Origin of the sequence: Pseudooceanicola atlanticus, from assembly GCF_000768315.1 — a bacterium.
GTDB classification, from domain to species: Bacteria; Pseudomonadota; Alphaproteobacteria; order Rhodobacterales; family Rhodobacteraceae; genus Pseudooceanicola; species Pseudooceanicola atlanticus.
Genome location: NZ_AQQX01000001.1, coordinates 247,549 through 272,619 on the forward strand (window position 1 = coordinate 247,549; position 25,071 = coordinate 272,619).

Here is a 25,071-nt window from a genome sequence, read left to right on the forward strand (position 1 = left end):
ACATCCGCCCGGGCATCACCGTGCTTGCACAGGCTCGCTCACCCGGCCCGCCCGCAGGCGCAGCGCCAGCAGGATGCCGAGGGCTGCAACGGCCATGCCGGCGACGCTGACATAAGACAGGCCCCAGCCCGCCAGGACCACGCCGCCCAGCACGACGCCCAGCCCCTGGCCCAGATAGACCATCGACCCGTTCAGCGCGAAGGCCAGTGTCGCGGCGGGGCCGGCGGCCTCGGCCAGGCGGCTCTGCACGATGGGCGCGGTCCCGAAGAGCGAGGTCGACCCGATCAGCATGCCGATCACCGCGACCGCCAGCCCGGCAGAGCCGACCCATCCGCCGATCAGCCCGACCGAGAAGATGGCCTGTGACAGCAGCACCGCGCTGAACAACCAGACCAGCGGCCCGCGCATCCGCGTCTCCACCATACGGGTGCCGATGGTCAGACCCAGGAAAGACCCCAGCCCCGAGATCATCTGCACCGCACCGATGCCCGCCCCGCTGAAACCGGTCAGCTGGCCAATCACCGGACCGACATAACCGATGGCGGAAAAGATCGCGGCAAAGGCCAGCATCGTAACCAGCAGGTAGCCGGTCGTCGGCCAGGACAGCACCGCAGAGAATGCGCCCTTGGGGGCAGGGGGCGGCGCAGGCACCTTGGGGATTAAGACCAGCACCGCCAGGCAGGCCAATGCCGACAGGGCCGAGGCCAACCAGAAGCTTGCCCGCCATCCGAACGCCTCGCCCACGACCGATCCCAGCGGAATGCCCGAGATGAAGGCCAGCGACACGCCGGCATAGACCACGGCCAGCGCCCGCGCCCGCCGCTCCGGCCCGACCAGCGCCACGGCGATGGTCGACGCCATGGGCATGGTCAGCGCCCCGAACGCCCCGGCCAGCAACCGCGTCGTCAGCAACCCGCCATAGCCCGGCATGATCGAGGACAGCGCGTTCATCACCGCCAGGTAGGCCAGCGTCCCGACCAGCAATCCCTTGCGGCCGAACCGTCCGGTCAGGATCGCCAGGATCGGCCCGGCAATGGCGCAGGAAATGGCAAAGACGGATTGCAATTGTCCCGCCGCCTCGACCCCGACGCCCAGGTCGGCAGCCAGTGGGTCAAGGACACCGGCAAAGACGAAAACGCCGGTCGTGAAGGCCAGCGGGCACAGCATCAGGGCCAGGAAACGCATCGCTCAGGCCGGGATCTGCTGGATGAAACAGGCCGAGGTCGCGGTGGCCAATATGCGGCCCTTCGCATCCTCGATGACACCGTCCGCCGTGGCGATGCGACGCCCGCGCGACTGCACCCGCCCGATGCAGCGCACCTGCCCGGTCTCGGCGGTGATCGCCCGGATGAACTTCACGTTGGTGTCGAGCGAGACAAAGCTTTCGCCCTTCGCCATCGTCGTATGCACCGCGCAGCCAAGCGCGGAATCCAGCAGGGTCATCGCCCAGCCGCCATGCACGATCCCCATCGGGTTCAGCACATCGGCGCTCGGTTCGCCCCGGAACTCCACTTCGCCCTCGGCGACATGGCTGATCCACTGCGTCATGTGCCGCGCGATGCTGGGGGCGGGCAGGCCGCTTTCCATGATCGACCGCATCAACTCCTCTCCGGTCTTTTCAAAGGCTTCGGAGATCGGGATCGCCCCGACATTGAATTCCGGGATTGGCGCGGGCTCGAACATCGGATACTCCTTGAATAGATGCATACACATATTAATTCCATGCATATGCATGGAGTCAAGGAGCCATGTCAGATTCCGTCCAAAATCCCGACAGCCCCGCCCTCGCGGAATTGCTCTCTGGTTCGTGCTATTGCCTGGCCACGCGCCGGGCCTCGCGGCGCATGATCCGTCGTTACGACGCGGCGCTGGCCCAACATGGCTTGACGATTTCGCAGCTGGCGACGCTTGCCTGGATCCGGTTCCTGCGCCGTCCTTCGGTGCAGCGGATCGCCGACCTGATGGAGATGGATCAATCCGCGCTGTCCCGTGGCCTCGGCCCGCTTCAGCGCGAAGACCTCATCACCCCCGACCCCGACCCCGAAGACAAGCGCAAGAAGATCCTCAGCCTCACCGACGCCGGAGAGGCCCGCCTGATCGCCGCCGCCGCCGACTGGCAGAAGGCGCAGCGCGAGGTCGAGGCAGAGCAGGAAAAGATCGGCAACGACGTCACCCGCATGATGGCTGAAATCAACGCGCTGGCAGCCCCGGACGAAGGGCCGTAGGCGACCCAAAGAAAAAGGGCGCCGTTCGCCAACGACGCCCCTCTTGCACCAATCAGGTCCGGATCACGCGCTTTCGCGCAGCTCCGGGTGCTGGTAATCGGCCAGCTCCTTGCGCAGGTTCAGCTTGGAGAACTTGCCCGTCGCCGTCAGCGGGATCGCATCGACCCAGACGATGTCATCGGGCAGCTGCCACTTGGCAAACTCGCTGCTCAGGTGGTCGCGCATTTCCTCCAGCGTCGGTTTCTCCGCGCCCTCGGCGGCGACGGCCACGAGGATCGGGCGCTCGTCCCAGCGGGGATGCTTGACGCCGATCGCGGCGGCCTGGGCCACGGCGGGATGCGCCATCGCCAGGTTTTCCAGGTCGATCGAGGAAATCCATTCCCCGCCCGACTTGATCAGGTCCTTGGCGCGGTCCTGGATCGACAGGAACCCGTCCGGGTCGATCGAGGCAACGTCGCCGGTGCCGAACCAGCCATCCTTGTCCAGCGCCTTGGCACTGGCTTCCTCGTTCTTGAAATAGCCGGCGACGACGGTGTTGCCGCGCACGAACAACTCGCCCACGGCCTTGCCGTCATGGGGCAGCTTGTTGCCGTCCTCGTCGACGATCTTCAGTTCGACCCCGAAACAGCGGCGGCCCTGCAGCGACTTGTAGTCGATGCGGGTTTCGAACGGTTCGTCTTCCATCCACTTGGGCATGATGCCATGGGTGCCGACCGGCGACATCTCGGTCATACCCCAGGCATGGCCGACGCCGACGCCCATGTTCTCGAAGGCCTCGATCATCGACCGCGGCGCGGCGGACCCGCCGACGACGACATCCTCGAACCCTTCGGGCTTGCGCCCCTGGGCCTTGATCTCGGCCAGCAGGCCCTGCCAGATCGTCGGCACGCCCCAGGCGGAATAGACCTTTTCCTCGTCCATCAGCTTGAACAGGCTTGGCCCGTCCATCGCCGGCCCGGGCATCACCATGTTCAGACCCGACAGCAGGCTGGAATAGGGCAGGCCCCAGGCGTTCACGTGGAACAGCGGCACCACCGGCAGGACGCTCGCGCCCTCCTTGAAGGTCGTCGACTGCATCACCGAGATCATCATCGCGTGCAGCACCGTCGACCGGTGGGAATAGAGCGCGCCCTTCGGATTGCCCGTCGTGCCCGAGGTGTAGCACAGGCCGCAGGCAGTATCCTCGTCGAAGACCGGCCATTCGATCTCGGTGGGCTGGCCCTCAAGGATGTCTTCGTAGCACAGCACCTCGAACGGGGCGTCGGGCATCTTGTCCTTGTCGGACATCACGACGAATGTCATGTCCTTGGGCAGGTGATCCTTCACCGCCGCGATCAGCGGAACGAAGGTCGTGTCGAGGAACAGGACCTTATCCTCGGCATGGTTCACGATGTAGATCAGCTGTTCGGCCGACAGGCGCGGGTTGATCGTGTGGCAGATCGCGCCGATGCCGGAAATCGCGTAATACAGCTCCATGTGGCGGTAGCCGTTCCAGGCCAGCGTCGCCACGCGGTCACCCATCTCGACGCCCAAGCCGCGCAGGGCATGGGCCAGCTGGATCGACCGTTCGCGCATCTGCACGAAGGTCTCGCGGTGAATGTCCCCCTCGGTGCGAACCGACACGATTTCGGCCCGCGGATAGGCGCCCGCACCGAATTCGAGAATTTCGCTCACCAGCAACGGCTGGTGCATCATCATGCCTTTCATGGCGTTTCTCCTCCCTGACTGGTTCTGCGGAAGTTACCCCCTGACAGGTAGAGGTGGAAGGGAATTCCGCAACGCTTCACGCGGGGTTGTTTCGCAGGACGGAAAAAATTCTTCCACCATGCGGAAATATCGTAAAAATCATGCAAAACGCATCTATTTTCAATGGTCTACCCTGCCAGATCAGGTAGGTTCAGGGTCAAAGCGGCGCCCCGAAAAGGGGTGCAGATTCGCATTGGGAGGACAAAGATGAAAGCGATCGTATGTGAAGAATTCGGCCCCCTGGACGACCTCGTCTACAAGGACGTGCCGGACCTCGAACCGGGCGACGGCCAGGTCCTGATCCGGACCGAGGCGGCGGGCGTGAACTACCCCGACGGCCTGCTGGTGCAGGGGCTGTACCAGTCCAAGCCCGATCGCCCCTTCACCCCCGGCAGCGAGGTCGCGGGCGAGGTCGTCAAGATCGGCGCCGGCGTCACCCGGTTCAAGCCGGGCGACCGCGTCGTCACCTATTGCTCAGGCGGCTATGCCGAACTGGCCGTGGGCAGCGAACAGACCTGTTTCGCGCTGCCCGACGGGATGGATGCCGCCGATGCCTGCGCGATGATCATCGCCTGGGGCACCTCGCATCACGCGCTGAAACAGCGGGCCAACCTGCAACCGGGCGAAACGCTGGTGATCTTCGGGGCGGCCGGCGCGACCGGCACCGCCGCGATCCAGATCGGCAAGGTGATGGGCGCGACCGTGATCGCCGTCTGTTCGTCCGAAGAGAAGCGCAAGATCGCGCTGGAGCAGGGGGCGGATCACGCCATCGGCTATGACAACCTCAAGGACGAGGTGAAGGGCCTGACCGGCGGCAAGGGCGCCGACGTGGTCTACGATTCCGTGGGCGGCGACGCCTTCGCCGCCGCCTCGCGTTTCATGGCGCCGGGCGGGCGGCTGCTGGTCATCGGTTTCGCCAGCGGGGAAATTCCCAAGCTGCCGGTGAACCTGACCCTGGTGAAGGAATACGCGGTCGTCGGTGTATTCTGGGGCAACTGGACGCGCCGCGAACCCGCCGCCTACCTCGCCAATATGGACGAGCTGTTCGGCTGGTACACCGACGGCAAGATCAAGCCGCTGATCGAAGGCCGCTATCCCCTGGCCGAGGCCGCGGATGTGCTGAAACGCGTGCTGGGCCGTGGTGCCGTGGGCAAGCTGGCCCTCGTGCCGTGATACCTGACGTGGCCCTGCTTTGGCGGGGCCACCCGGCGATCGGATGGCCGCGCCTTTGGCCGGTGTCGGATGCCTCCGGCGGGAGTATTTTTGGCAAGATGAAGCAGGGGCGTCAGTAGCCCACGCGGCTCACCATGTTGACCAGGTTCACCAGTTTGGGGCCCAGGTCGTTTTCCAGCCGGTCCTTGGTCAGCGAGAACCCGTAGCCGCCCAGGTTGAAGGCCAGCATCGGCGTGTCCGGCTGCTGGCTGCGATAGGGCACCGAAACGGCATGCACGTCGCGCTGCCAGCCCCCGATATTGCAATAGAAGCCGCGGGTGCGGACCTGTTCGCAGGCATCCTCGATCCCGTCGAGGATCTCCTGCAGGCGGTCGGGTTCGGTGCGTTCCCTGATGCGCTCGATGATCTCGGCGCGTTCGGCCTCGGTCGTGCCGGCGATATAGGCGCGCCCCATGGCCGACCGGGCCAGCGAGATGCGCGAGCCGACCGACAGCTGGAGCGAGATCACGCCCTCGGACCGCGCCGCGGCGATATAGGTGATCGCCATGTCGTCGCGCCCGCCCAGGGCGACCAGGACGCCGTCGCCGGCTTCGTCCGCCAGTTCCTGCATGTAGACCTGCGCGGTTTCCCGCACCTGCATCCCCGCCAGGCAGGCATAGCCCAGCGACAGGACCGGCACCCCCATACGGTAACGTCCGGTGCCTTCGTCATAGACGAGGTAGCCCGATTTGAGCAGCGTGAAGGTCAGGCGCGACACGGTGGAATTGGGCAGGCCGGTGCGTTCGGCCAGCTCGGAATTGCCCAGCCCGGCCTTGTCCGCGGGCCGGAAGGCGCGCAGGATTTCCAGCCCCCGATGCAACGAGGTCACGAACTGACGGTCGCCGTCAGATTTTTCGCTGCCCTGGCTGGCAGTATCGGTCACTCTTTTCCGCACGTGTCGTTCCTATCTTTATGACCGGCCGGGTTCCAATGCGCTTATGCGGGGGGGTGGGCATCGGTCAAGTTATTCCGCCTTTCGGGCGCTCAAGTTCCTGTCTTCGTGTCGTTTTGTGCGGCAGCTTTGGCCTCGGCCAGCTCCCGCCATTGCACCTTGCCGGATCCCGTCTTGGGCAGCGCGTCGACAAACACGACCTGGCGGGGGCATTTATAGGCCGCCATCGTCTCGTGACACCAGGCGATCACCTCGGCCTCGGTCGGGGTGGTGCCGGCGGCCGCGACCACGTAGGCCTTCACGGTCTCGCCGCGCCGCGCATCGGGGGCGCCGATCACGCAGGCCTCCTTGATCTGCGGGTGATGGTGCATCAGCGCCTCCACCTCGGCGGGCCAGACCTTGAAGCCGCTGGCATTGATCATCCGCTTCACCCGGTCGGTCATGTAGAAGTAGCCGTCCTTGTCGTAGCAGCCGATATCGCCGGTGCGGAAAAACGGCTTGCCGTCCAGCTCGATGAAGGCCGCCTTGGTCGCTTCCGGGTTGCGCCAATAGCCTTCGAAGACCTGCGGCCCGTTCATCACGATCTCGCCGGACTGGTCGGGGCCCAGTTCTTCGCCGCTCTCCAGGTCCAGCACCCGCGCATCGACATCGAACAGCGGAATGCCAAGGCATTGCATCCGGGCTGCCTGTGGCGGGTTGATATGGGTGGCCGCGATGGTTTCGGACAACCCGTAGCCCTCGACGAAATTTAGCCCCGTGCGGTCCTTCAGCTTGGCCGCGATCGCCTCGGGCATGGCGGCACCGCCGCCGCCCATGGAGGTCAGCGAACTAAGATCGTAACTGTCGAAATCCGGCGCGTTCAGAATGTCGATCACCATCGTCGTGATCGACCGGAACATGGTGACCTTGTGATGCGCGATCAGCCGCGCGGCAAGGTCCCGGTCCCAGCGGGTCATCAGCACGATGGTCGACCCGGCAAGGATCGGCGCGTTCATCGAATTCTGCATCCCCGTGACGTGGAAATAGGGCAGCACGCCCAGCAGGGTCACGTCCTCGGTGAAGGGGCTCCAATGGGCATAGGCATGCACCGTCGCCTGCACCGACCGGTGCCGGTGGACACAGCCCTTGGGGTTGCCGGTGGTGCCCGAGGAATAGGGGATCACTGCCAGATCCTCGGCCCCCGCCAGATGCGGCGCGGGGCTGTGACCGGCGGCCAGCGCGTCGCGCCAGCGGGTCACGCCGGGGCCTGACAGGCCGGCATCGCTTTCGCCGGCCAGGGCGTCGGGCAGGCGGAAGGGGCTGGCGGGGTCGGTCATGTCGGCATAGGCCGCGCCCAGCACGTCGTCGATATCGCCCGAGGCGATCAGCGGCTGGATGTGGTCGACCAGTTCCGACCCCGCCAGCGCGATGCGCGCGCCGGTGTCGCGGGCCAGGTGCTCAAGCTCGGCCTGGCGGTTCATCGGGTTCACCGGGATCACGGCGGCATCGGCCCGCAGGATCGCGTAATAGCCGATGATCCATTGCGGCGAGTTTTGCATGTACAGCAGCACCCGGTCGCCCCGCGCCGTGCCGCGCGATTGCAGCCAGCCGGCCAGCCGCTCGACCGCGTCGTTCAGCTGGGCATAGGTGATCTGCGTGCCGTAATAGTGGATCGCCACCTTGCCGGGCAGGCGCGCGGCCGTATCCACAAGGTTCTGCGCCACCGATTGCGCGGGCACGTCGATGTGGTGCGGCAGGCCCGGGGGCCAGTGCTTGAAATGCAGATCGGTCATCAGACCTTCATCCCCGGCAGGTTGAGCGAGGCGGTGTTGCCCCCATCCACCGGCAGCGCCTGCCCGGTGATGTAGGACGCGTCGTCCGAGGCGAGAAAGCAGATCGCCGCCGCGATTTCCTCGGGCCGGCCATAGCGGCGCAGCTCGCAGCGGGATCCCAGCCGGTCTTCCTTGCCGGCGTCGCGGGCATAGTCGAAGACGGGCTTGGTCATGCCGGTTTCGATCAGGCCGGGGCAGACTGCGTTGACCCGCACGTTGTGGCCGCCCAGGTCGCAGGCCGCCGTCATGGTCAGGTTGATGACCCCGGCCTTTGAGGCGGAATAGGCATTGCCCCCCGCGCCCGACCGGATCCCCGCCACCGAGGCGGTGTTGACGATCGCACCGCTGCCCTGGTCGCACATGACCTGGCCCGCATGTTTGATGAAATGGGCCACGCCGATCAGGTTGACGCCCAGCACCTTGGTCCAGGTCGCCATGTCATTGCCGGTGATCGGTTCCTTGGAACAGGCGATGCCCGCATTATTGGCCACTGCGTCGATCCGGCCCCACTTGGCCATGACCGCGTCGACCACGCCCTTCACCTGCGCCTCGTCCGAGACATCGCAGGTCATGGTGATGTGGTCGCCTTCGGGCAGGCTGTCCGCCAGCCCGGCCTCGTTCACGTCGACAAGGCAGACCTTGGCCCCTTCGCGCGCCATGCGTTGCGCCGTGGCGCGGCCGATGCCACTGCCGGCGCCGGTCACGATGGCGACCTTACCTTCATATCTCACGGTTGCTCCTCCCGTCGGAAAACGATGCCATGTTTGCATCCTCCGATCAACAAATTTGGAATTAGGTTCTGCGATGCGGATTTACGCCGCGCTGCCCTCCCAATAGGGCTCGCGCAGTTCACGCTTGAGGATCTTGCCGATCTCGCTGCGCGGCAGGTCGTCCCGGAATTCGACCGCCGACAGGCGCTGCGTCTTGCCCAGCTGGTCGTTGGCCCAGGACCGGATCGCCTCGGCATCCGCCTCCGTATGGCGCGGCACGACAAGGCCCAGCGGCGTCTCGCCCCAGTCGCGGGACGGAATGGCGATGACCGCCACATCGGCCACGTCGGGATGCTTGCGCAGAACGGCCTCGAGGTCGGCGGCATAGATGTTGAACCCGCCCGAGATGATCATGTCCTTCTTGCGGTCCAGCAGGTGCAGGAACCCGTCCTCGTCGAAACGGCCCATATCGCCGGTGCGCACGAAATGCTCGCCTTCGGGGGACACCCAGGTCGCCTCGCGCGTCTTGTCGGGGTTGTTGTGATAGCCCGGCATCATCGAGCCCGACCGGCCCACGACCTCCCCGTAGGAGCCATAGGGCAATTCGTTGCCATCCTCGTCGATCACCCGCATATCTGCGCCCGGCTGGGGCTGGCCGACCGTGTCCCACTTGTCCGGGTGTGCAGCGCAGTCCAGCACCGTGGCCGGGCCGCCTTCGGTCATGCCGTAGAACTCCATGATGTTGCCCGGCCAGCGTGCCATGCAGCGTTCGATCACGATCCCCGGCAGCGGGGCCGAGGTCGACATCTTGCACTGGTAGGCCGACAGGTCGAACTCGTCGAAGCGCGGCTCGTCCATCAGGCGCATGTATTGCACCGGCACCAGCATCGCATGGGTGGCGCGGTGTTTTTCGGACAGTTCCAGGAACGGCACCGTCTTGAACTTGGCCATCGACACCACCGTCGCGCCCCGCACCAGGCAGGCCAGGATCGCCACCAGCGTCGTGTTGGAATAAAGCGGCGTCGACATCATCAGCACGCCGTTCTCGTCCAGCCCGTAGGCCGAGGTGCGCGAGAATTGCCGCGACCGGAACAGGTGGTCATGCACGATGCCCTTGGGCGTGCCGGTCGTGCCACTGGAATAGATCATGTCAAACAGGTCGTTCAGCGGAACCGCCTCTGGCTCCACCGCCGGGGCATCGCCGATCCAGGCGTCCAGCTCGGCCAGGTCGACGATCTGCTCCGCGCCCAGCTTGTCCGCCGTGTCACGGTACATCTGCGTGGTGAACAGCAGCGACGCCCCGCAATCCGACCGCATCTTCACCAGCGCGGCTTCGGTTGCGGAAAAGGGCAGGGGCACCATGCAGGCCCCCGACGCGACGACGCCCGCATACATGATGACATTCGCCGCCGAGTTTTCGGCCAGCGAGGCAACCATGCTGCCCGGGCCGATGCCCATGGCCTTCAGTCGTCCGACAACGCGGGCCACCTTGTCGCCGAACTCCGCCCAGGTGACGGTGGTCGTCTCGTCGATCACGCAGGGCTTGTCCCCCATGCGCGCGGCGTTCTCCATCATCCGCGGGCCAAAGCTCAGCAGCTCTTCGTCGGGGATCACTTTCGGGATCAGGCGCTCCACGCCCTGTGATTGGCTCTCACTCATTCTGGCCCTCTCCTCCATCGGTCCGAACGGTCATGCGCTAACTTACCCGCGGGAAAGATAGGGTCAATATTCCGCTTATCGGAAAATTGTTCCGCATTATTGACTCGGCTCTGAAAGGGGTGTCCATTACGCCCGACCAGGAGGAGAACCAGCGATGTACGACCATTTTCCGATCTCGGATCACGCCAAGAAAATGCGGGAAAAGCTCCTGCAATTCATGGAAGATCACATCTATCCGGCCGAAAAGATCTACTACCAGCAGGTCGAGGAAGGCGGGCGCTGGTGCGTCCCCCCGATCATGGAAGAGCTCAAGGCCAAGGGCAAGGAATCGGGCCTTTGGAACATGTTCCTGCCCCACGATGCGGGTGAATACAAAGGCGCGGGCCTGACCAATCTCGAATACGGTACCCTGTGCGAGATCATGGGCCGGTCCTCCATCGGGTCGGAACCGTTCAACTGCTCCGCCCCCGATACCGGCAACATGGAGACGATCTTCATGTACGGCACGGAAGAGCATAAGGCAAAATGGCTCAAGCCGCTTCTGGACGGCGAAATCCGCTCCTGCTTCGCGATGACCGAACCCTCCGTCGCCTCCTCCGACGCGACGAATATCGAAACCCGGATCGAACGCGACGGCGACGAATATGTCATCAACGGCACCAAGTGGTGGTCCTCGGGCGCAATGGACCCGCGCTGCAAGATCGCCATCCTGATGGGCAAGACCGACCCCGATGCGCAGACCCACAAGCAGCAGTCGATGATCCTAGTGCCCTTCGACAGCCCCGGCGTCACCGTCGACCGCCACCTGTCGGTGATCGGCTACGACCACGCGCCCCATGGCCATGCCGAAGTGACCTACAAGGACGTGCGCGTGCCGGTGACGAACATCCTGCTTGGCGAAGGCCGCGGGTTCGAGATCGCCCAGGGCCGCCTCGGGCCGGGCCGCATCCACCACGCCATGCGCTCGGTCGGGCAGGCGGAACGCGCGCTTGAAATGATGTGCCAGCGCGGCATGGACCGCACCGCCTTTGGCAAGCGCATTGCCGATATGGGCGTGACCAAGCACTGGATCGCCGAAAGCCGTTGCGAGATCGAACAGGCCCGCCTGCTCGTGCTGCACGCCGCCTACATGATGGACACCGTCGGCAACAAGGTCGCCCGGAAAGAGATCGCGATGATCAAGGTCGTGGCCGCCAACATGGTCCAGCGCGTGGTCGACCGCGCCATGCAGGTCCACGGCGCGCAGGGCGTGTCGCAGGACACCACGCTGGCCTCGGCCTTCGCCAATGCGCGCACGATGCGCCTGGTCGACGGCCCGGACGAGGTGCACCGCGAAACCATCGCCAAGCTCGAACTCAAGCAGTACAGGAACTGATGCCATGTCGGACTTGCTGCAACTGAAGGACAAGGTCGTCCTGATCACCGGCTCTTCGCGCGGCATCGGCCGCGCGATGGCCGAAATGTTCGCCGAAGCCGGGGCCAAGGTCGTCGTCTCCTCGCGCAAGGCCGAAGCCTGCGAGCCGGTGGCCGAGGCGATCCGCGCCAAGGGCGGAGAGGCGCTCGTCGTGCCCGCCCATATCGGCAATACCGAGGACCTGCAGAACCTCGTCGACCAGACCATCGCCAAATGGGGTCGCATCGACGTGCTGGTCCCCAATGCGGCGATCAACCCGGTTTACGGCCCGATGCAGGACCTGCCCGACGAAGCCTTCGACAAGATGCTGACGACCAATGTCCGCTGCATGGTGTCGCTGGCCAAGATGGTGCTGCCCGGCATGGCCGAAAATGGTGGCGGGTCGATGGTCATCATCTCGTCGGTCGCCGCGATCAAGGGGTCGACGACGCTCGGCGCCTATGGGGTGACCAAGGCCGCCGATGCCGCCGTCGCCCGCGCGCTGGCGCTGGAATGGGGTCCGAAGAACATTCGCGTCAACGCGATCGGGCCGGGCCTCATCAAGACCGATTTTGCCCGCGCCCTCTGGGAAGACCCCGAGCGGATCGAGCGGATCAACAACGCCAACCCGATGCGCCGCATGGGCACCGTCGACGAAATCGCCGGCACCGCGCTGTGGCTCGCCTCGCCGATGTCGGGCTACGTGAACGGCCAGCTCATCATCGCCGATGGGGGCCAGACACTGGCCTGATCCTCGGCCTCAAATCTCCGGCGTGGCGCGGCTGATTCCGCGCCCGCCACCCCAACCGACGCTGCGTCGGCACCCGCCCCGCATCCGGCCGATCACGCCGGCCTCGCGTCCGCCTCCCCAAGACCCTCTCCGGAAAACAGCGCGCCACATTAGATGCAAGTACGCACGCGCCCCCTTTCATCTGGCCGAAAAATATCCTCGGGGGTCCGGGGGCAGACGCCCCCGGCGACCTGCCACCCCGCGCCCCGCTATCGGCAGGGCGCCAATGTCATTCGCGGTGATAGGGCGATCCGGCCAGGATCGTGGTGGCGCGGTAGATCTGCTCGGCCAGCATGACGCGGGCCAGCATGTGCGGCCAGACCATCTTGCCGAACGACAGCTTGTGATCGGCCCGCGCCCGCAGGCCGGGGTCGATCCCGTCCGCGCCCCCGATGACAAAGGCCACGTCCTGCGCGCCATCATCGCGGTGACGCGCCAGCAGGTCGGCAAATTCGGGGGAGGTCATGACGCGGCCGCGCTCGTCCAGCGCGATCACCACGGCGCGGTCGGGCAGGGCGCGGTCCAGCAATCCGGCCTCGCCGGCCATCCCGCCACCCTTCTTGTCCTCGACCTCGGTCACGGAAACCGGACCCAGACCAAGGGCACGGCCCGTGCGGTCCGCACGGGTCAGGTAGTCGTCGATCAGGCTCGCTTCGGGCCCCTTGCGCAGGCGCCCGACGGCGCAGATCGTCAGTCGCACGTCAGGTCAGGCGTGCGTTTTCTCGGTCGCGGCGGGCATCCACATCTTCTCAAGCTGGTAGAAGTCGCGGACCTCGGGGCGGAACACGTGAACCACCACGTCGCCGGTGTCGATCAGGACCCAGTCACCGGTATCCTTGCCCTCGACCTTGGCGGTAAAGCCGTAGGTCGTCTTGATCTTCTCGACCAGCTTTTCCGACAGCGCCGCAACCTGGCGGCTGGACCGGCCCGAGCAGATCACCATGTGATCGCCCATGGACGAACGACCGCGCAGATCGATCTGCACGATGTCTTCGGCCTTTTCGGAGTCGAGGGTCTCGAGGATCAGGGCGAGAATCGCGTCACTGATATCCGTCGTTTGGGCGGCGCTCATGCCGGCCCCGTTTTGTGCGGTTTCAACCGCGGCAGTGTCAAAAGACAGGACATCGTCCTCCTTGCTGCGCGCCGTCAGAGCCCCGGCGCTGGACATGTTTCAAAGATAACAACAGCAGCGTGTCGTTTCAATGAAACTGCTTGTCCCCGGCGTCACGGGCCGGGGATTGGCGGGGTTTGGCGCATTTCCATGGCATTTCGGCCTCACATCGGGGCCGGATCGCCCCCAGATGGCACCCATGGCGGGATCAATCAAGGGCCTTGCCGGTTGGAGTTTCCGGCTGTCCGGGGCCGTCGCCCAGCATCCGCACCTCGCGCTGCGGGAAGGGGATCGAGATGCCGTTGGCCTGGAACGCGTCCCACAGCGCCAGGTAGACATTGCCCCGGATATTGGTCAGCCCGCCGGTCGGATCGGTGATCCAGAACCGCAGGATGTAATCGACCGAGCTGTCGCCGAACCCCACGATATGGCAGACCGGCGGCTTGTGGGTCAGCACCCGCTCCACCGCCATGGCGGCCTCGATGGCGATCTTGCGCACCTTGTGCGGATCGTCCCCGTAGGCGGTGCCGAAATAGATATCCAGCCGGACGAAATCGTTGGAATGGGACCAGTTGACCACCTGCGTTGTGATCAGGTCCTCGTTCGGGATCAGGTATTCCTTGCCGTCCCGCGTGGTGATCGAAACGTACCGCGCGCCCAGCGAGTTGATCCAGCCGAAGGTCTCGCCCACGGAAATCACGTCGCCGGGCTTCACCGACTTGTCCAGCAGGATGATGATGCCCGACACCAGGTTCGACACCACCTTCTGCAGGCCGAAGCCCAGGCCCACACCGATTGCCCCCGACAGCACCGCCAGCCCCGTCAGGTCCACGCCCACCGACTTCAAGCCGATGAACAGTGCCAGGCCATACAGCAGCAATTGCAGGAACTTCACCATCAGCACCCGCATCGAGGGGCTGATATCCTCCACCCGGCTGATATTCGCGGCCGAGGCATGGGACAGGAACCGCGCCAGCGTGAACAGCCCCGTCAGCAGGACCAGCGCCTGCAACAGCGTCCACAGCGTCAGCCGGGTTTCCCCGATGGCCAGCCCGATGCCCTCCAGCAGGGACTGCACCTCTTCGGTCAGGCCCAGGATCACCAGCGTCACCCACAGCCAGCCCGCCATCCGCACGATGCCGCGCAGCGCGTTGTTGGCGATGAACCGCGACACCAGCGAGATCACCACCCAAGCAAAGGCGATCGACCCGATCACCCCCAGCAGGTAGGACCGCGACGGCCACGTGACCTCCCGCATGATCCAGATCACCGGCCACAGCAGCACCACGAAGATCATCAGTCGCATCTGCCTGTGGATCACCAGCGCGAAGCGCAGCCGCCATTTCGGCCAGCCATCCCGCCCCCGCAGCCATTCGTGATAGCGCGGCGCGATCAGCCGGGCGATCAGCGTTGCCAGAACCAGCACACCAAGCGCGATCAGCAGCTGATAGGCGTTCCAGGGGCGCAGCAGCCCGGTCACGAAAGATTCGAATTGCCCCCAAAGCGACAGGGCAATCTGCTGGACCAGTTCGACCGGTTCTTGTGTTTCCATGCGCGCGGCTCTCCTCCGGGCCAGTCTCGCGCGGGTCGGCGCGTCAGACAATAGGGTCTATGCCCTTGATCTGCCTTATATACGGCCCGGAACCCGCGCCGGATCGTTCTGCGACGCAGCATGCTCGCCTCTTGCGAGACGGCCAGAGGGGTAGTATCTGCCATGCCATGAAACGGGTTTTCGACATGGATGATCGCGCGCGCCTGCCCTGGCGCTTCTTCGGCGCGACGATGACGGTCCTCGCACGGCTATGACCGCCGGGGCGCCTTTCGGCGTGCCCGCTTCCTTGACCCGCGCGTCGCCGCACGACGCGACCATCCAATCACCAAAAGGATAATTCCATGTCTCCCAAGACACTCTACGACAAGATCTGGGATGCCCACGTCGCCCACGAGGCCGAAGACGGCACCTGCCTTCTCTATATCGACCGCCACCTCGTCCACGAGGTCACCAGCCCCCAGGCCTTCGAGGGCCTGCGCATGTCCGGCCGCACCGTCCGCGCGCCCGACAAGACCATCGCGGTGCCGGATCACAACGTGCCCACCACCGCCGACCGCGTGAACGGGATCACCAACGAGGAATCCCGCATCCAGGTCGACGCGCTGGACACCAATGCCAAGGAATTCGGGATCCATTACTACCCGGTCTCCGACGTTCGCCAGGGCATCGTGCATATCGTCGGCCCCGAACAGGGCTGGACCCTGCCGGGCATGACCGTCGTCTGTGGTGACAGCCACACCGCGACCCACGGCGCCTTCGGCTCGCTCGCCCACGGCATCGGCACGTCCGAGGTCGAACACGTGCTGGCCACCCAGACGCTGATCCAGAAGAAATCCAAGAACATGAAGGTCGAGATCACCGGCAAGCTCAAGCCGGGCGTGACCGCCAAGGACATCACCCTGTCGGTGATCGGCCGCACCGGCACCGCCGGTGGCACCGGCTACGTGATCGAATATTGCGGCGAAGCGATCCGCGACCTGTCCATGGAAGGCCGGATGACCGTCTGCAACATGGCGATCGAGGGCGGCGCCCGCGCCGGCCTGATCGCGCCGGACGAAACCACCTTCGAATACATCAAGGGCCGCCCGCATGCGCCGAAAGGCGCCCAGTGGGAAGCCGCGATGGATTGGTGGAAGACGCTCTATTCCGATGATGACGCGCATTGGGACCTGGTCATCACCATCCCCGCCGAGGAAATCGAACCCGTCGTCACCTGGGGCACCTCGCCCGAGGACGTGCTGCCGATCTCGGCCACCGTCCCCGCGCCCGACAGCTTCAAGGGCGGCAAGGTCGACGCTGTGCGCCGCGCCATCGAATACATGGGCCTGACCCCCGGCCAGAAACTGTCGGATATCGAAATCGACACCGTCTTCATCGGCTCCTGCACCAACGGCCGGATCGAGGACCTTCGCGCCGCCGCCGCCGTGCTCAAGGGCAAGAAGATCAAGGACGGCCTGCGCGCCATGGTCGTGCCCGGCTCCGGCCTGGTCCGTGCCCAGGCGGAAGAGGAAGGCCTGGCCGACATCTTCCAGGAGGCCGGTTTCGAATGGCGGATGGCAGGCTGTTCCATGTGCCTGGCGATGAACCCCGATCAGCTGTCCGAGGGCGAACGCTGCGCGTCCACCTCGAACCGCAACTTCGAGGGTCGCCAGGGCTACAAGGGGCGCACCCACCTGGTCTCTCCCGCGATGGCCGCCGCGGCGGCCGTCACCGGCAAGCTCACCGATGTGCGCGAGATGATGTAAGGAATGGCGGCGGTGGGACATCCCGCAAACGGCCCTGTACGCGGCCTTGCGACCGGATGCCCCACCGTACGCTCACACAAAATTAACCTTAACCATTCGTTAGGATTCGGAGACCTGCAGGCCGACAAGGCACCGACGTAATACCGACGTTGTACCGACGTGTTACCGATGCGGTTTTCCGTGGTCAGGAAGGACCAAGATGGAAAAGTTCGAAAAACTCACCGGGGTGGCGGCACCGATGCCGCTGGTCAACATCGACACCGACATGATCATCCCCAAAGTGTTCCTGAAGACGATCAAGCGGTCGGGCCTGGGCGTGAACCTCTTCGACGAGATGCGCTATGATCGCCAAGGCAACGAGATCCCCGATTTCGTCCTGAACAAGCCCCAGTACCGCGAGGCGGAAATCCTTGTCGCCGGCGACAATTTCGGCTGCGGCTCGTCCCGGGAACATGCCCCCTGGGCGATCAAGGATTTCGGCATCCGCTGCGTGATCTCCACCAGCTTCGCCGACATCTTCTACAACAACTGCTTCAAGAACGGCATCCTGCCGATCGTCCTGCCGGAAGAGCAGCGCGACATCCTGATGAAGGATGCCGAGAAGGGCTCCAATGCCCGGATCGAGGTCGACCTGGAATCCCAGACCGTCACCTCCTCCGACGGTGAGGTCTTCCATTTCGAGGTCGATCCCTTCCGCAAGCACTGCCTGCTCGAAGGGCTGGACGACATCGGTCTGACGCTGGAAAAATCCGCCTCCATCGACGCGTTCGAGGCCCAGGCGGCACAGTCCCGGCCCTGGGTCTGACCGGATCGGCGGCCTATGGCCGCTTATTCCAAAAACAACACAATCTAGTAAAAGGGGAGGCATTCTCCCCTTTTGCGTGCACAAATTGATGCAAAGAGGCACCAGTTCGGGCAAGGAATCGCCCTAATTCTCTGGTCTTATGAACGTGCGTCTTGAGCCATGGGCGAAAAGGCGGCACGATTGAGGCAAGAATGAGGCACCGCAAATGCGGCATCAAGTTGGGACACAGAGGCGGCAAAGAATCGCTTCGGACCAGTTTGAAGGGAAAGAGCAGTGATCGTCCGACTCACAGGCGCGTTTTTGCGCGGGTTACTGATCGCTTTGGCGATCCTGACACCGTCACTTCTGCTCCCCGATGTGGGATCGGACGTGGCTCAGGTGGTCGTGCTCGTGGCGCTTCTCGCCGGTGGCTTCACCTTCATCGAATATTACAGCCAGGTCCCCTCGATCCTGGAATTCCGCTTCGCACCGCCGGTCAATCGCCTGCGGTATTTCACCATGTTCGGGATGGTGTTGCTGATGACGGTCTACTTCTCCGGCAGCTCCCTGAACTCCCCGATCGCGACGCTTCTGGGGACGCTGGGCAGCCTGATGGCCAGCGCGGTGGATTTCCCCTATTCGCCAGTGCGCCTCGTCATCCTGGCCCTGCCTGCAGGCAGCACCGCAGAAACCATTGCGGCGGTCCGTGACGCCGCCGGCATCGCCTATGTCGTGGCGCTCTGCGGTCTCGTCAGCTTCGGCATCATGGTCCGCATCTACGGCTGGCCCGTCCGCCACGGCGCCTTCAACGTCTGGATCAACCTTCCGCTCTTCGATCCGACCGGCGGCGGCGACGTTCTGGCCCGTCTGAAGCGGGATTCGATCATTAACGTGGTGTTAGGCTTCCTTCTGCCATTCTTGATGCCAGCGGTCGTGAAACTGGCCGCTCCGTTGCTGGAAATGAACGCGCTGACGGAACCGCACACGTTGATCTGGGTGATGACCCTATGGGCCTTCCTGCCTGCCAACCTGATCATCCGGGGCGTCGCCCTGAACCGGGTTGCGGATATCATCGAGGAAAAGCGCCGCCGCACCTATGCAGAGGCGCGCTCCGAAGAAAGCCTGCAAACCGCCTGATCGGTCTGATCGGCGGGATTGTCCTGCTGTTCCTTGCCGTTGCCCCCGTTCGCGCCGACACGCTGCGCCTTGCCTTCTGGCACACGGAGCTGTTTCGCGACGGCCCCGGCCTGCTGCTCCGCGATATCCTGAAGGGCGAGGATCAGGTGACGGCGGTGGTCTCCGGGCTCGCCACGATCCGCGCCGATGTGCTGGTGCTGGCCTCCATCGACTACGACCACGACCGCGCCGCGCTGCGCGCGTTACGCGAGGCCATCGCACGGGCCGGCGGGCCCGACTACCCACATCTTTTCACCGCCCTGCCAAATACCGGCCTGCCGACGGGGCTGGACCTTGATGACGATGGTCGTTTGGGCGGCCCCGGCGATGCGCAGGGTTATGGCCGATTTGCCGGGCAGGGCGGTTTGGCGATCCTGTCCCTTCATCCCTTGACGTTGATCGAGGATCACTCTGCCCGGCTGTGGCGCGACATTCCCGACACCCTGCTCGTCGACGCGCAAGGCCGGGTCGGTGCGCAGGCGACAGGCGCTGACATTCAGCGCCTGTCCACCACCGCCCATTGGGAGGTCGGGATGCAGCCCCCCACGGGGCCGGAGCTTCGGATCATGACCTTTCATGCCACCCCGCCGGTTTTCGACGGGCCTGAGGATCGCAATGGCCGCCGCAACCATGACGAGGTGCTGTTCTGGGCGCATCGCCTCGACGGTCGGATCGGCGCCGCGCCCGCTGGCCCCTTCGTCATCATGGGCGCCGCGAACCTTCCGCCGGACGGAGGCGATGGCCGGACGGAGGCGATCCGCCGCCTGCTGGCGCATCCCCGCTTCCAGGACGCGCCCGATCTGCACGGCAAACCCACCGTCAACTGGCCCGATCCGGGGCCGGGCAAGCTGCGCGTGGATTACGTTTTGCCCTCCGCCGACCTGACGATCCGCGGCGCTCAGCTCATGGCGGCCGACCCGAAGGCCAGCCGCCATGTTCCTGTCATCGTCGATCTCGACTGGCCGCCGCCCTGACGCGATCAGGCCGGGGCGGGCAGAAAGTTGGGCTCTGCCAACTCCTCAACGCCCATGCCGACGCGCAGGCCGGTCGCCAATGGGGTCGGGCGGAAGTCGGGGCATAGCTCGGCCAGCCGCGCACCGTCCAGGTGATGCGGTAGATCCCAGAGGTAGCGCATCTCGAACACGCCTTTCAGCACCGGCATGAACGGACGGGCCAGGTGCAGCGGCAGCCAGCTCATCCGCCGCAGTTTCAGGTCGCGGCCCAGGGCCTCGCTGGCGGCGCGGGTCAGCTCCCGCGCGGTCAGGGTGTAGCCGGTAAAGGGCACATCCTCGAACCGGGCCAGACGGTCCCGACGCTCGGCCAGCATCACCGCGGCGCGGGCGGCATCGGGTAGGTAGGCCCAGGCATGCGGCGCGTCGAAATCGCCGGGATAGCTGACCCGCCCCTTGCTGGCGGCGCCGGCCATCACGAAACGGCGGAACCAGGTCTCGGTCGGCTCGTCATCCAGGAAGTCGCCCATCCGCAGCACGATGGTCTGCACATCCGCCGCGCGGTAGAGCTCTTCCTGCGCGATCCGCAATTGGCCCAGCCGGTTCGTCGCCAGGTGCGGCGTCTCGGGGCCCCAGCCCCGCGGTGCATCAGGGCCGAAATTGTAGACGTTGCCGGGCAGGATTACCGTCACGTCATGCCCCTGCGCCGCGGCCAGGAACCTGCGGTGCATCGACAGCAGGTCGCGCTCCCACATTTCGTAGCTGGGCGGGTGCCAGCCCATCACCACCACGTCGGCGGCGGCAATGGCGCGATCCAGCGAATCGTGGGCGCGGTCGAAGGCGATCACCTCCCATCCGCGGGCGGCGAAGGCCTGGGCGCAATGGCGGCCGAACTTGCCGTTCGGGCCGAGGATCAGGGCGGTCTGGCGGTTCTGTGTCATCTTGGAACTCCGTGTTCGATCTGTCTGCCCCGATATTCACCTGTTCCGAAGTGAACGGAAATTGCCTGAAATTGAAAATCGTGTATTCAATATTGAATGGATAGCCATCTCGAACATCTGGACTGGTCCCTGTTGCAGGTTTTCGTCGCCGTGGCCGATGGGGGGTCATTGTCCGAAGCGGCGCGAAGGCTGGGCCAGTCGCAACCCACGATCGGCCGCCAGGTCCGGCGGTTGGAGGAGGAAAGCGGGCTGGACCTTTTCCAGCGTCAGCCGCGCGGCCTGGCCCTGACGGAACAGGGGCAGGCCATCCTGCCCGCCGCCCGGCGCATGGCCGCCGCCGTCGGAGAGATCGCACTCGCCGCCGCCGGGGAGGATCGGGGCCTGGGGGGGACACTTCGCCTGACCGCGTCGGAAATGGTGGCCTTTCACCATCTGCCGCCGATCCTGTCCCGGATGCGGCGCGACGTGCCCGAGATGCAGATCGTGCTGATCCCCTCCGACCGGTCCGAGAACCTTCTGTTCCGCGAGGCCGACCTGGCCGTCCGGATGTACCGCTCCGAACAGCTGGACGTGGTGACGCGGCGGATCGGATGGCTCTCCATCGGCGCCTTCGCCGCGAAGGATTACCTGGATCGCAAGGGGCGTCCGACCAGCATTGCCGATGTCGCGGGTCATGACCTGATCGGCTATGACCGGTCCGACCTGATCCTGCGCGGCATGCGTCAGATGGGCCTGTCCATCGGACGGGAGGATTTCGCCACCCGCTGCGATGACCAGGTCACCTATTGGCAATTGGTGCGCGCCGGCTGCGGAATCGGGTTCGGGCAGGTCGCCTTCGGATCACAGGATCCGGCCCTGGAACGCATCCTGCCGGAGTTGCGGATCCCCGCCCTGCCGGTCTGGCTGGCCGCACACGAGGCGGTGCGCAAGACGCCCCGCGTCGCCCTGGCCTGGCGGATGCTGGAGGAGGGTCTGGCCCCCATCCTGTCGCAATCCGAGGCGTGACCGACAGGCTCAGGCGGCGCGGAACCCGTTCAGGAACCGGGCGACCTCGCTGTTCAGCACATCGCTTTGCTGGGTCAGTTCCCGCGCGGCAATGATCACCTCGTCTGAGGTGCTGCTGGCGTCGCGGATGACGGTGCCGACGGCCTCGATATTCTGGGTGATCACCTCGGTCTCGCCGGCGGTGGTGGTGGCGTGGGTGGCAATATCCTGCGTCGCCTGGCGCTGTTCCTCGACCGAGACGGCGATGGCCGATGAAATCGCGGCCAGCTTGTGGATCGTGCCGGCGATCTGACCGATCGCGGTCACCGCCTGTGTGGTATCCGCCGCCATCTGGGAAATCTTCCGTCCGATATCTTCCGTGGCCTCGGAGATGCGCAGCGACAATTGCTTCACCTCGCCGGCGACCACCGCGAACCCCTTGCCGGCCTCACCGGCGCGGGCGGCTTCGACGCTGGCATTCAGCGCCAGCAGGTTGGTCTGGGAGGCCACGTCCGAAATCAGCTCGACCACGCCGTTGATCTCGTCGCCCGAGGTTTTCAGCGCCTGCACCAGCGCATCGGTTTCCGCCGCATGGCGCGCGCCCAGTTCCGAGATCGCCTGCGCCTCCCTCACCTGGTCCGAGATCGAGTGGATCGAGGCGCGCAATTCGTCCGCCGCCGCCGAGACCGACATCAGGTTCGACGCCGCCTGCCCGATCGAGGACACGGCATTGTCGGACCGGGACATGGCGTTGCGGGTGTTGCCCTGCATACCCTCAGCGGTGTGGGACAATTGCTGCGCCGCGGTCGACACGGTCTGCGTGACCGACCCGATTTCCGTCCGGAAGGCATCGGCCAGGGTCTTCAGGTGGTCCGCGAAATCCCGTTTCTGCGCCAGCATCATGGTGGTGATGGTCAGTTCGGTATCCATGTTCTTGGCGCGGGTGAAGGCGTCCAGCATGGCGATCACATGATCCGCCCTGAACCGTCCCAGCCGCGATTGGCCGGAGGTGATCAGGATGCGCTGCAGCTGGCTTTCGAACCAGGAATAGACCGCGACATAGCTGCTGGGGTCCAGTCCGATCCGATGGTGAACCTCGCCGATCTGCACCGTCGCATCCATGTAGCCTTGGTCGAAATCGCCCGAGAAAAGTCGCGTCCAATGGGCGATCTGCGCCTTGCGCGCGCGGCCCATCATCTCGTCATCCTTGAAGTGACCCGACATCGCCGAATTGGCGCGAACCTGATCGTAGAACCCGTCCAGAACACGGTCGAGATGCGGCACGATCACCTCACCGGCCTGGCGTAGCGCCTGCCGCACGTCGCCGGTGAGCCCGTGCAGGTCGAGTCGTTCGTCGGTCGTGAGTGACATGGGCTGTTCCTCTTCGTCTCGGCGGGGCAGGGGCCGTATAGGCCACACCCGTTACCGAATGCTTGATCTGCCCCGGATCGCCGCCCTTTCTTGACCCCGGACGCGCCCCGGTTTACCCGATACCGCAACGCCGCCGCCTGCGCGCGCATCCAACAGACAAAGGACGACGCCCATGACCAATCCCTCGCTTCTCATCCTGCCCGGTGACGGCATCGGCCCCGAGGTGATGACCGAGGTCCGCAAGATCATCGACTGGTTCGGCGCGAAGCGCGGCATCACCTTCGATGTCTCCGAGGATCTGGTCGGCGGCTGCGCCTACGACAAGCACGGCACGCCCCTACATGACGACACGATGGCCAAGGCGCAGGAGGTCGACGCCGTCCTGCTGGGCGCCGTCGGCGGCCCGAAATACGACAACCTCGATTTCAGCGTGAAGCCCGAGCGCGGCCTGCTGCGCCTGCGCAAGGAAATGGACCTGTTCTCCAACCTGCGCCCGGCCCAGTGCTTTGACGCGCTGGCCGATTTCTCGTCGTTGAAAAAGGACGTGGTCGCCGGCCTCGACATCATGATCGTTCGCGAACTGACCTCTGGTGTCTATTTCGGCGAACCGCGCGGCATCTTCGAGGAAGGCAACGAACGCGTCGGTATCAACACGCAGCGCTACACCGAGTCGGAAATCGACCGCGTCGCGCGCTCTGCCTTCGACCTGGCCATGAAGCGCGGCAAGAAGCTGTGCTCGATGGAAAAGGCCAACGTGATGGAATCCGGCATCCTCTGGCGCGAGGTCGTCACCGAGGTCGGCAAGGATTATCCCGAGGTCGAGCTGTCCCACATGTACGCCGATGCCGGTGCCATGCAGCTGACCCGCTGGCCCAAGCAGTTCGACGTGATCGTGACCGACAACCTGTTCGGTGACCTGCTGTCCGACCTCGCCGCGATGCTGACCGGGTCGCTGGGCATGCTGCCCTCCGCCTCGCTCGGTGCGCCGATGGACAACGGCCGCCCGAAGGCCCTGTACGAACCGGTCCACGGTTCCGCCCCCGACATCGCCGGTCAGGGCAAGGCCAACCCCTGCGCCTGTATCCTCAGCTTTGCCATGGCGCTGCGCTACAGCTTCGACATGGGCGAGGAAGCGACCCGCGTGGAACAGGCCGTCAACAAGGTCCTGGGCGACGGCGTGCGCACCGCCGACCTGCTGAACGAAGAGGGCATCACCCCGGCCACCACCGCCGAGATGGGCGATGCGGTGATCGCGGCGCTCGACGCCTCGCTCTGATCCACCTCTGATCCAGACAGGAACGGCGCGGTCCCCGGGGGCCGCGCCGTTCTGCGTTTCAATGGGCTTGGTTCAGACCTTTGGCAGCAAGTGCCAGACCACGTCATGGGCGGCATTGTCGCCCTTCAGCTCTCCGTCGATCTCTTCATCCAGCAGCAGGTCGGCGGTATAGCTCTCGCCATGGACCCGCGCGACTTCTGCCCGGTCGACAGAGAAGGGCGGGCCTTTCTCCTCTCCGACGGAATGTTCGAAACACAGCAGCAATTGCGGCGCCGTCCCGGTGATCCCGGCCAGGTGGGCCCCGTAGCGCGGCCGCATGTCATGTGGCAGGGCGACCAGCGCGGCCCGGTCATAGATCGCATCGACAGGCCCCAGCACCGGCGCGGACAGCTCGAAGATATCGCCGACGAAGATGTCGATCCTCTTGCCGCTGAACCGGGTCAGCGTGCCGTGCTCCGTGATCTCGGGTGTCTCCCCCAGTTCATCGAACAACTGTTCGATGGCCATGCGGCTCAGCTCTGCCCCGGCGACGCGAAAACCCTGGTCGCGCAGCCAGGCAATGTCCCGGGTCTTGCCACAAAGCGGCAGGAACACCCGCGCCCCCGGCGCCAGCCCGAGCACCGAAAGGAACCGCACCAGCAGCGGATTGACCGAGGCTCGGTGAAACCCGATCTGGTTGTCTTCCCACTTCTTGTGCCAGAAATCGCTGTCCATCGTCGCCTCTTCGGTTGCTGCCGTCGTCA

General features: G+C 65.1%; 23 protein-coding genes. 10 read left to right on the plus strand and 13 right to left on the minus strand.

Features of this window, described 5'->3' with window-relative positions; genetic code table 11:
• Window positions 1-15 precede the first annotated feature (15 nt).
• A complete protein-coding gene (locus ATO9_RS01210; protein ID WP_052418021.1) occupies window positions 16-1,185 on the minus strand; it encodes an MFS transporter in 1,170 nt (389 codons plus the stop codon).
• Window positions 1,186-1,188: 3 nt separating this feature from the next.
• Entirely contained in the window at window positions 1,189-1,683 is a 495-nt protein-coding gene (locus tag ATO9_RS01215; protein ID WP_043743957.1) for a PaaI family thioesterase, read from the minus strand.
• A gap of 65 nt (window positions 1,684-1,748) precedes the next feature.
• On the opposite strand from ATO9_RS01215, the gene ATO9_RS01220 reads away from it, so the two are divergent.
• Complete coding sequence (locus tag ATO9_RS01220) at window positions 1,749-2,225, plus strand: MarR family winged helix-turn-helix transcriptional regulator (protein ID WP_043743959.1); 477 nt, start codon at window positions 1,749-1,751, stop codon at window positions 2,223-2,225.
• Between the two features lie 63 nt (window positions 2,226-2,288).
• On the opposite strand, the gene ATO9_RS01225 is transcribed toward ATO9_RS01220, so the two are convergent.
• A complete protein-coding gene (locus ATO9_RS01225; RefSeq protein ID WP_043743961.1) occupies window positions 2,289-3,932 on the minus strand; it encodes a long-chain fatty acid--CoA ligase in 1,644 nt (547 codons plus the stop codon).
• A gap of 246 nt (window positions 3,933-4,178) precedes the next feature.
• Here ATO9_RS01225 and ATO9_RS01230 point away from each other — a divergent pair, with 246 nt between their 5' ends.
• On the plus strand, window positions 4,179-5,144 hold the full coding sequence (locus ATO9_RS01230) for an NADPH:quinone oxidoreductase family protein (RefSeq protein WP_043743964.1): 966 nt from the start codon (window positions 4,179-4,181) through the stop codon (window positions 5,142-5,144).
• A 112-nt stretch (window positions 5,145-5,256) separates the two neighbouring features.
• Here the strand turns inward: ATO9_RS01230 and ATO9_RS01235 are convergent, their stop codons facing one another.
• The 4 genes from ATO9_RS01235 to ATO9_RS01250 form a co-directional block, all read right to left on the minus strand.
• Window positions 5,257-6,066: an IclR family transcriptional regulator gene (locus ATO9_RS01235; RefSeq protein WP_043743966.1), complete on the minus strand. Its 810-nt coding sequence runs from the start codon at window positions 6,064-6,066 to the stop codon at window positions 5,257-5,259.
• A gap of 101 nt (window positions 6,067-6,167) precedes the next feature.
• The gene (locus ATO9_RS01240) at window positions 6,168-7,847 is read right to left on the minus strand and encodes a long-chain-fatty-acid--CoA ligase (RefSeq protein ID WP_043743969.1); all 1,680 of its coding nucleotides are present in this window, start codon (window positions 7,845-7,847) and stop codon (window positions 6,168-6,170) included.
• Window positions 7,847-8,617, minus strand: coding sequence for an SDR family NAD(P)-dependent oxidoreductase (locus ATO9_RS01245; RefSeq protein ID WP_043743970.1), 771 nt, complete (start codon window positions 8,615-8,617; stop codon window positions 7,847-7,849). Before ATO9_RS01245 ends, ATO9_RS01240 begins: the two co-directional genes overlap by 1 nt.
• 81 nt (window positions 8,618-8,698) lie before the next feature.
• On the minus strand, window positions 8,699-10,255 hold the full coding sequence (locus tag ATO9_RS01250; protein WP_043743972.1) for a class I adenylate-forming enzyme family protein: 1,557 nt from the start codon (window positions 10,253-10,255) through the stop codon (window positions 8,699-8,701).
• A gap of 154 nt (window positions 10,256-10,409) precedes the next feature.
• On the opposite strand from ATO9_RS01250, the gene ATO9_RS01255 reads away from it, so the two are divergent.
• Entirely contained in the window at window positions 10,410-11,630 is a 1,221-nt protein-coding gene (locus ATO9_RS01255; protein WP_043743973.1) for an acyl-CoA dehydrogenase family protein, read from the plus strand.
• 4 nt (window positions 11,631-11,634) lie between these two features.
• Window positions 11,635-12,399 (plus strand): SDR family NAD(P)-dependent oxidoreductase, encoded by a 765-nt coding sequence (locus ATO9_RS01260; RefSeq protein ID WP_043743975.1) that lies wholly within the window; start codon window positions 11,635-11,637, stop codon window positions 12,397-12,399.
• Between the two features lie 268 nt (window positions 12,400-12,667).
• Here the strand turns inward: ATO9_RS01260 and rlmH are convergent, their stop codons facing one another.
• From rlmH to ATO9_RS01275, 3 genes are all read right to left on the minus strand, one after another.
• Window positions 12,668-13,138, minus strand: a complete 471-nt coding sequence (gene rlmH, locus ATO9_RS01265; RefSeq protein ID WP_043743977.1) for a 23S rRNA (pseudouridine(1915)-N(3))-methyltransferase RlmH — start codon at window positions 13,136-13,138, stop codon at window positions 12,668-12,670.
• 6 nt (window positions 13,139-13,144) lie between these two features.
• Window positions 13,145-13,510: a ribosome silencing factor gene (gene rsfS / locus ATO9_RS01270; RefSeq protein ID WP_043745438.1), complete on the minus strand. Its 366-nt coding sequence runs from the start codon at window positions 13,508-13,510 to the stop codon at window positions 13,145-13,147.
• A gap of 247 nt (window positions 13,511-13,757) precedes the next feature.
• On the minus strand, window positions 13,758-15,101 hold the full coding sequence (locus ATO9_RS01275) for a mechanosensitive ion channel family protein (protein ID WP_043743979.1): 1,344 nt from the start codon (window positions 15,099-15,101) through the stop codon (window positions 13,758-13,760).
• Window positions 15,102-15,442: 341 nt separating this feature from the next.
• Between ATO9_RS01275 and leuC the strand changes: the two genes are divergently transcribed.
• From leuC to ATO9_RS01295, 4 genes are all read left to right on the plus strand, one after another.
• A complete protein-coding gene (leuC, locus tag ATO9_RS01280; RefSeq protein WP_043743982.1) occupies window positions 15,443-16,846 on the plus strand; it encodes a 3-isopropylmalate dehydratase large subunit in 1,404 nt (467 codons plus the stop codon).
• A gap of 199 nt (window positions 16,847-17,045) precedes the next feature.
• Window positions 17,046-17,651, plus strand: coding sequence for a 3-isopropylmalate dehydratase small subunit (gene leuD / locus ATO9_RS01285; RefSeq protein WP_043743987.1), 606 nt, complete (start codon window positions 17,046-17,048; stop codon window positions 17,649-17,651).
• Window positions 17,652-17,924: 273 nt separating this feature from the next.
• Window positions 17,925-18,767 carry a hypothetical protein gene (locus ATO9_RS01290; protein ID WP_043743991.1) on the plus strand — a complete coding sequence of 281 codons (843 nt, stop codon included), beginning with the start codon at window positions 17,925-17,927 and terminating at the stop codon, window positions 18,765-18,767.
• Window positions 18,768-18,913: 146 nt separating this feature from the next.
• Window positions 18,914-19,780, plus strand: coding sequence for an endonuclease/exonuclease/phosphatase family protein (locus ATO9_RS01295; RefSeq protein ID WP_238318647.1), 867 nt, complete (start codon window positions 18,914-18,916; stop codon window positions 19,778-19,780).
• Window positions 19,781-19,785: 5 nt separating this feature from the next.
• Here ATO9_RS01295 and ATO9_RS01300 read toward each other — a convergent pair whose 3' ends face one another.
• Window positions 19,786-20,697 (minus strand): Rossmann-fold NAD(P)-binding domain-containing protein, encoded by a 912-nt coding sequence (locus ATO9_RS01300; RefSeq protein ID WP_052418023.1) that lies wholly within the window; start codon window positions 20,695-20,697, stop codon window positions 19,786-19,788.
• 96 nt (window positions 20,698-20,793) lie between these two features.
• On the opposite strand from ATO9_RS01300, the gene ATO9_RS01305 reads away from it, so the two are divergent.
• The gene (locus ATO9_RS01305) at window positions 20,794-21,702 is read left to right on the plus strand and encodes a LysR family transcriptional regulator (RefSeq protein WP_043743993.1); all 909 of its coding nucleotides are present in this window, start codon (window positions 20,794-20,796) and stop codon (window positions 21,700-21,702) included.
• A gap of 9 nt (window positions 21,703-21,711) precedes the next feature.
• Here ATO9_RS01305 and ATO9_RS01310 read toward each other — a convergent pair whose 3' ends face one another.
• A complete protein-coding gene (locus tag ATO9_RS01310; RefSeq protein WP_043743996.1) occupies window positions 21,712-23,052 on the minus strand; it encodes a globin-coupled sensor protein in 1,341 nt (446 codons plus the stop codon).
• Between the two features lie 172 nt (window positions 23,053-23,224).
• On the opposite strand from ATO9_RS01310, the gene leuB reads away from it, so the two are divergent.
• On the plus strand, window positions 23,225-24,328 hold the full coding sequence (leuB, locus tag ATO9_RS01315) for a 3-isopropylmalate dehydrogenase (protein ID WP_043743998.1): 1,104 nt from the start codon (window positions 23,225-23,227) through the stop codon (window positions 24,326-24,328).
• 72 nt (window positions 24,329-24,400) lie between these two features.
• Here the strand turns inward: leuB and tmpT are convergent, their stop codons facing one another.
• Window positions 24,401-25,042, minus strand: coding sequence for a thiopurine S-methyltransferase (tmpT, locus tag ATO9_RS01320; protein WP_043744001.1), 642 nt, complete (start codon window positions 25,040-25,042; stop codon window positions 24,401-24,403).
• Between the last annotated feature and the right edge of the window lie 29 nt (window positions 25,043-25,071).

Coding starts and splice junctions, on each gene's coding strand:
- ATO9_RS01210 (WP_052418021.1), bottom strand. CDS start 1,185: ATGCGTTTCCTGGCCCTGATGCTGTGCCCGCTGGCCTTCACGACCGGC.
- ATO9_RS01215 (WP_043743957.1), bottom strand. CDS start 1,683: ATGTTCGAGCCCGCGCCAATCCCGGAATTCAATGTCGGGGCGATCCCG.
- ATO9_RS01220 (WP_043743959.1), top strand. CDS start 1,749: ATGTCAGATTCCGTCCAAAATCCCGACAGCCCCGCCCTCGCGGAATTG.
- ATO9_RS01225 (WP_043743961.1), bottom strand. CDS start 3,932: ATGAAAGGCATGATGATGCACCAGCCGTTGCTGGTGAGCGAAATTCTC.
- ATO9_RS01230 (WP_043743964.1), top strand. CDS start 4,179: ATGAAAGCGATCGTATGTGAAGAATTCGGCCCCCTGGACGACCTCGTC.
- ATO9_RS01240 (WP_043743969.1), bottom strand. CDS start 7,847: ATGACCGATCTGCATTTCAAGCACTGGCCCCCGGGCCTGCCGCACCAC.
- ATO9_RS01250 (WP_043743972.1), bottom strand. CDS start 10,255: ATGAGTGAGAGCCAATCACAGGGCGTGGAGCGCCTGATCCCGAAAGTG.
- ATO9_RS01255 (WP_043743973.1), top strand. CDS start 10,410: ATGTACGACCATTTTCCGATCTCGGATCACGCCAAGAAAATGCGGGAA.
- ATO9_RS01260 (WP_043743975.1), top strand. CDS start 11,635: ATGTCGGACTTGCTGCAACTGAAGGACAAGGTCGTCCTGATCACCGGC.
- rsfS (WP_043745438.1), bottom strand. CDS start 13,510: ATGAGCGCCGCCCAAACGACGGATATCAGTGACGCGATTCTCGCCCTG.
- ATO9_RS01275 (WP_043743979.1), bottom strand. CDS start 15,101: ATGGAAACACAAGAACCGGTCGAACTGGTCCAGCAGATTGCCCTGTCG.
- leuC (WP_043743982.1), top strand. CDS start 15,443: ATGTCTCCCAAGACACTCTACGACAAGATCTGGGATGCCCACGTCGCC.
- leuD (WP_043743987.1), top strand. CDS start 17,046: ATGGAAAAGTTCGAAAAACTCACCGGGGTGGCGGCACCGATGCCGCTG.
- ATO9_RS01300 (WP_052418023.1), bottom strand. CDS start 20,697: ATGACACAGAACCGCCAGACCGCCCTGATCCTCGGCCCGAACGGCAAG.
- ATO9_RS01305 (WP_043743993.1), top strand. CDS start 20,794: ATGGATAGCCATCTCGAACATCTGGACTGGTCCCTGTTGCAGGTTTTC.
- ATO9_RS01310 (WP_043743996.1), bottom strand. CDS start 23,052: ATGTCACTCACGACCGACGAACGACTCGACCTGCACGGGCTCACCGGC.
- leuB (WP_043743998.1), top strand. CDS start 23,225: ATGACCAATCCCTCGCTTCTCATCCTGCCCGGTGACGGCATCGGCCCC.
- tmpT (WP_043744001.1), bottom strand. CDS start 25,042: ATGGACAGCGATTTCTGGCACAAGAAGTGGGAAGACAACCAGATCGGG.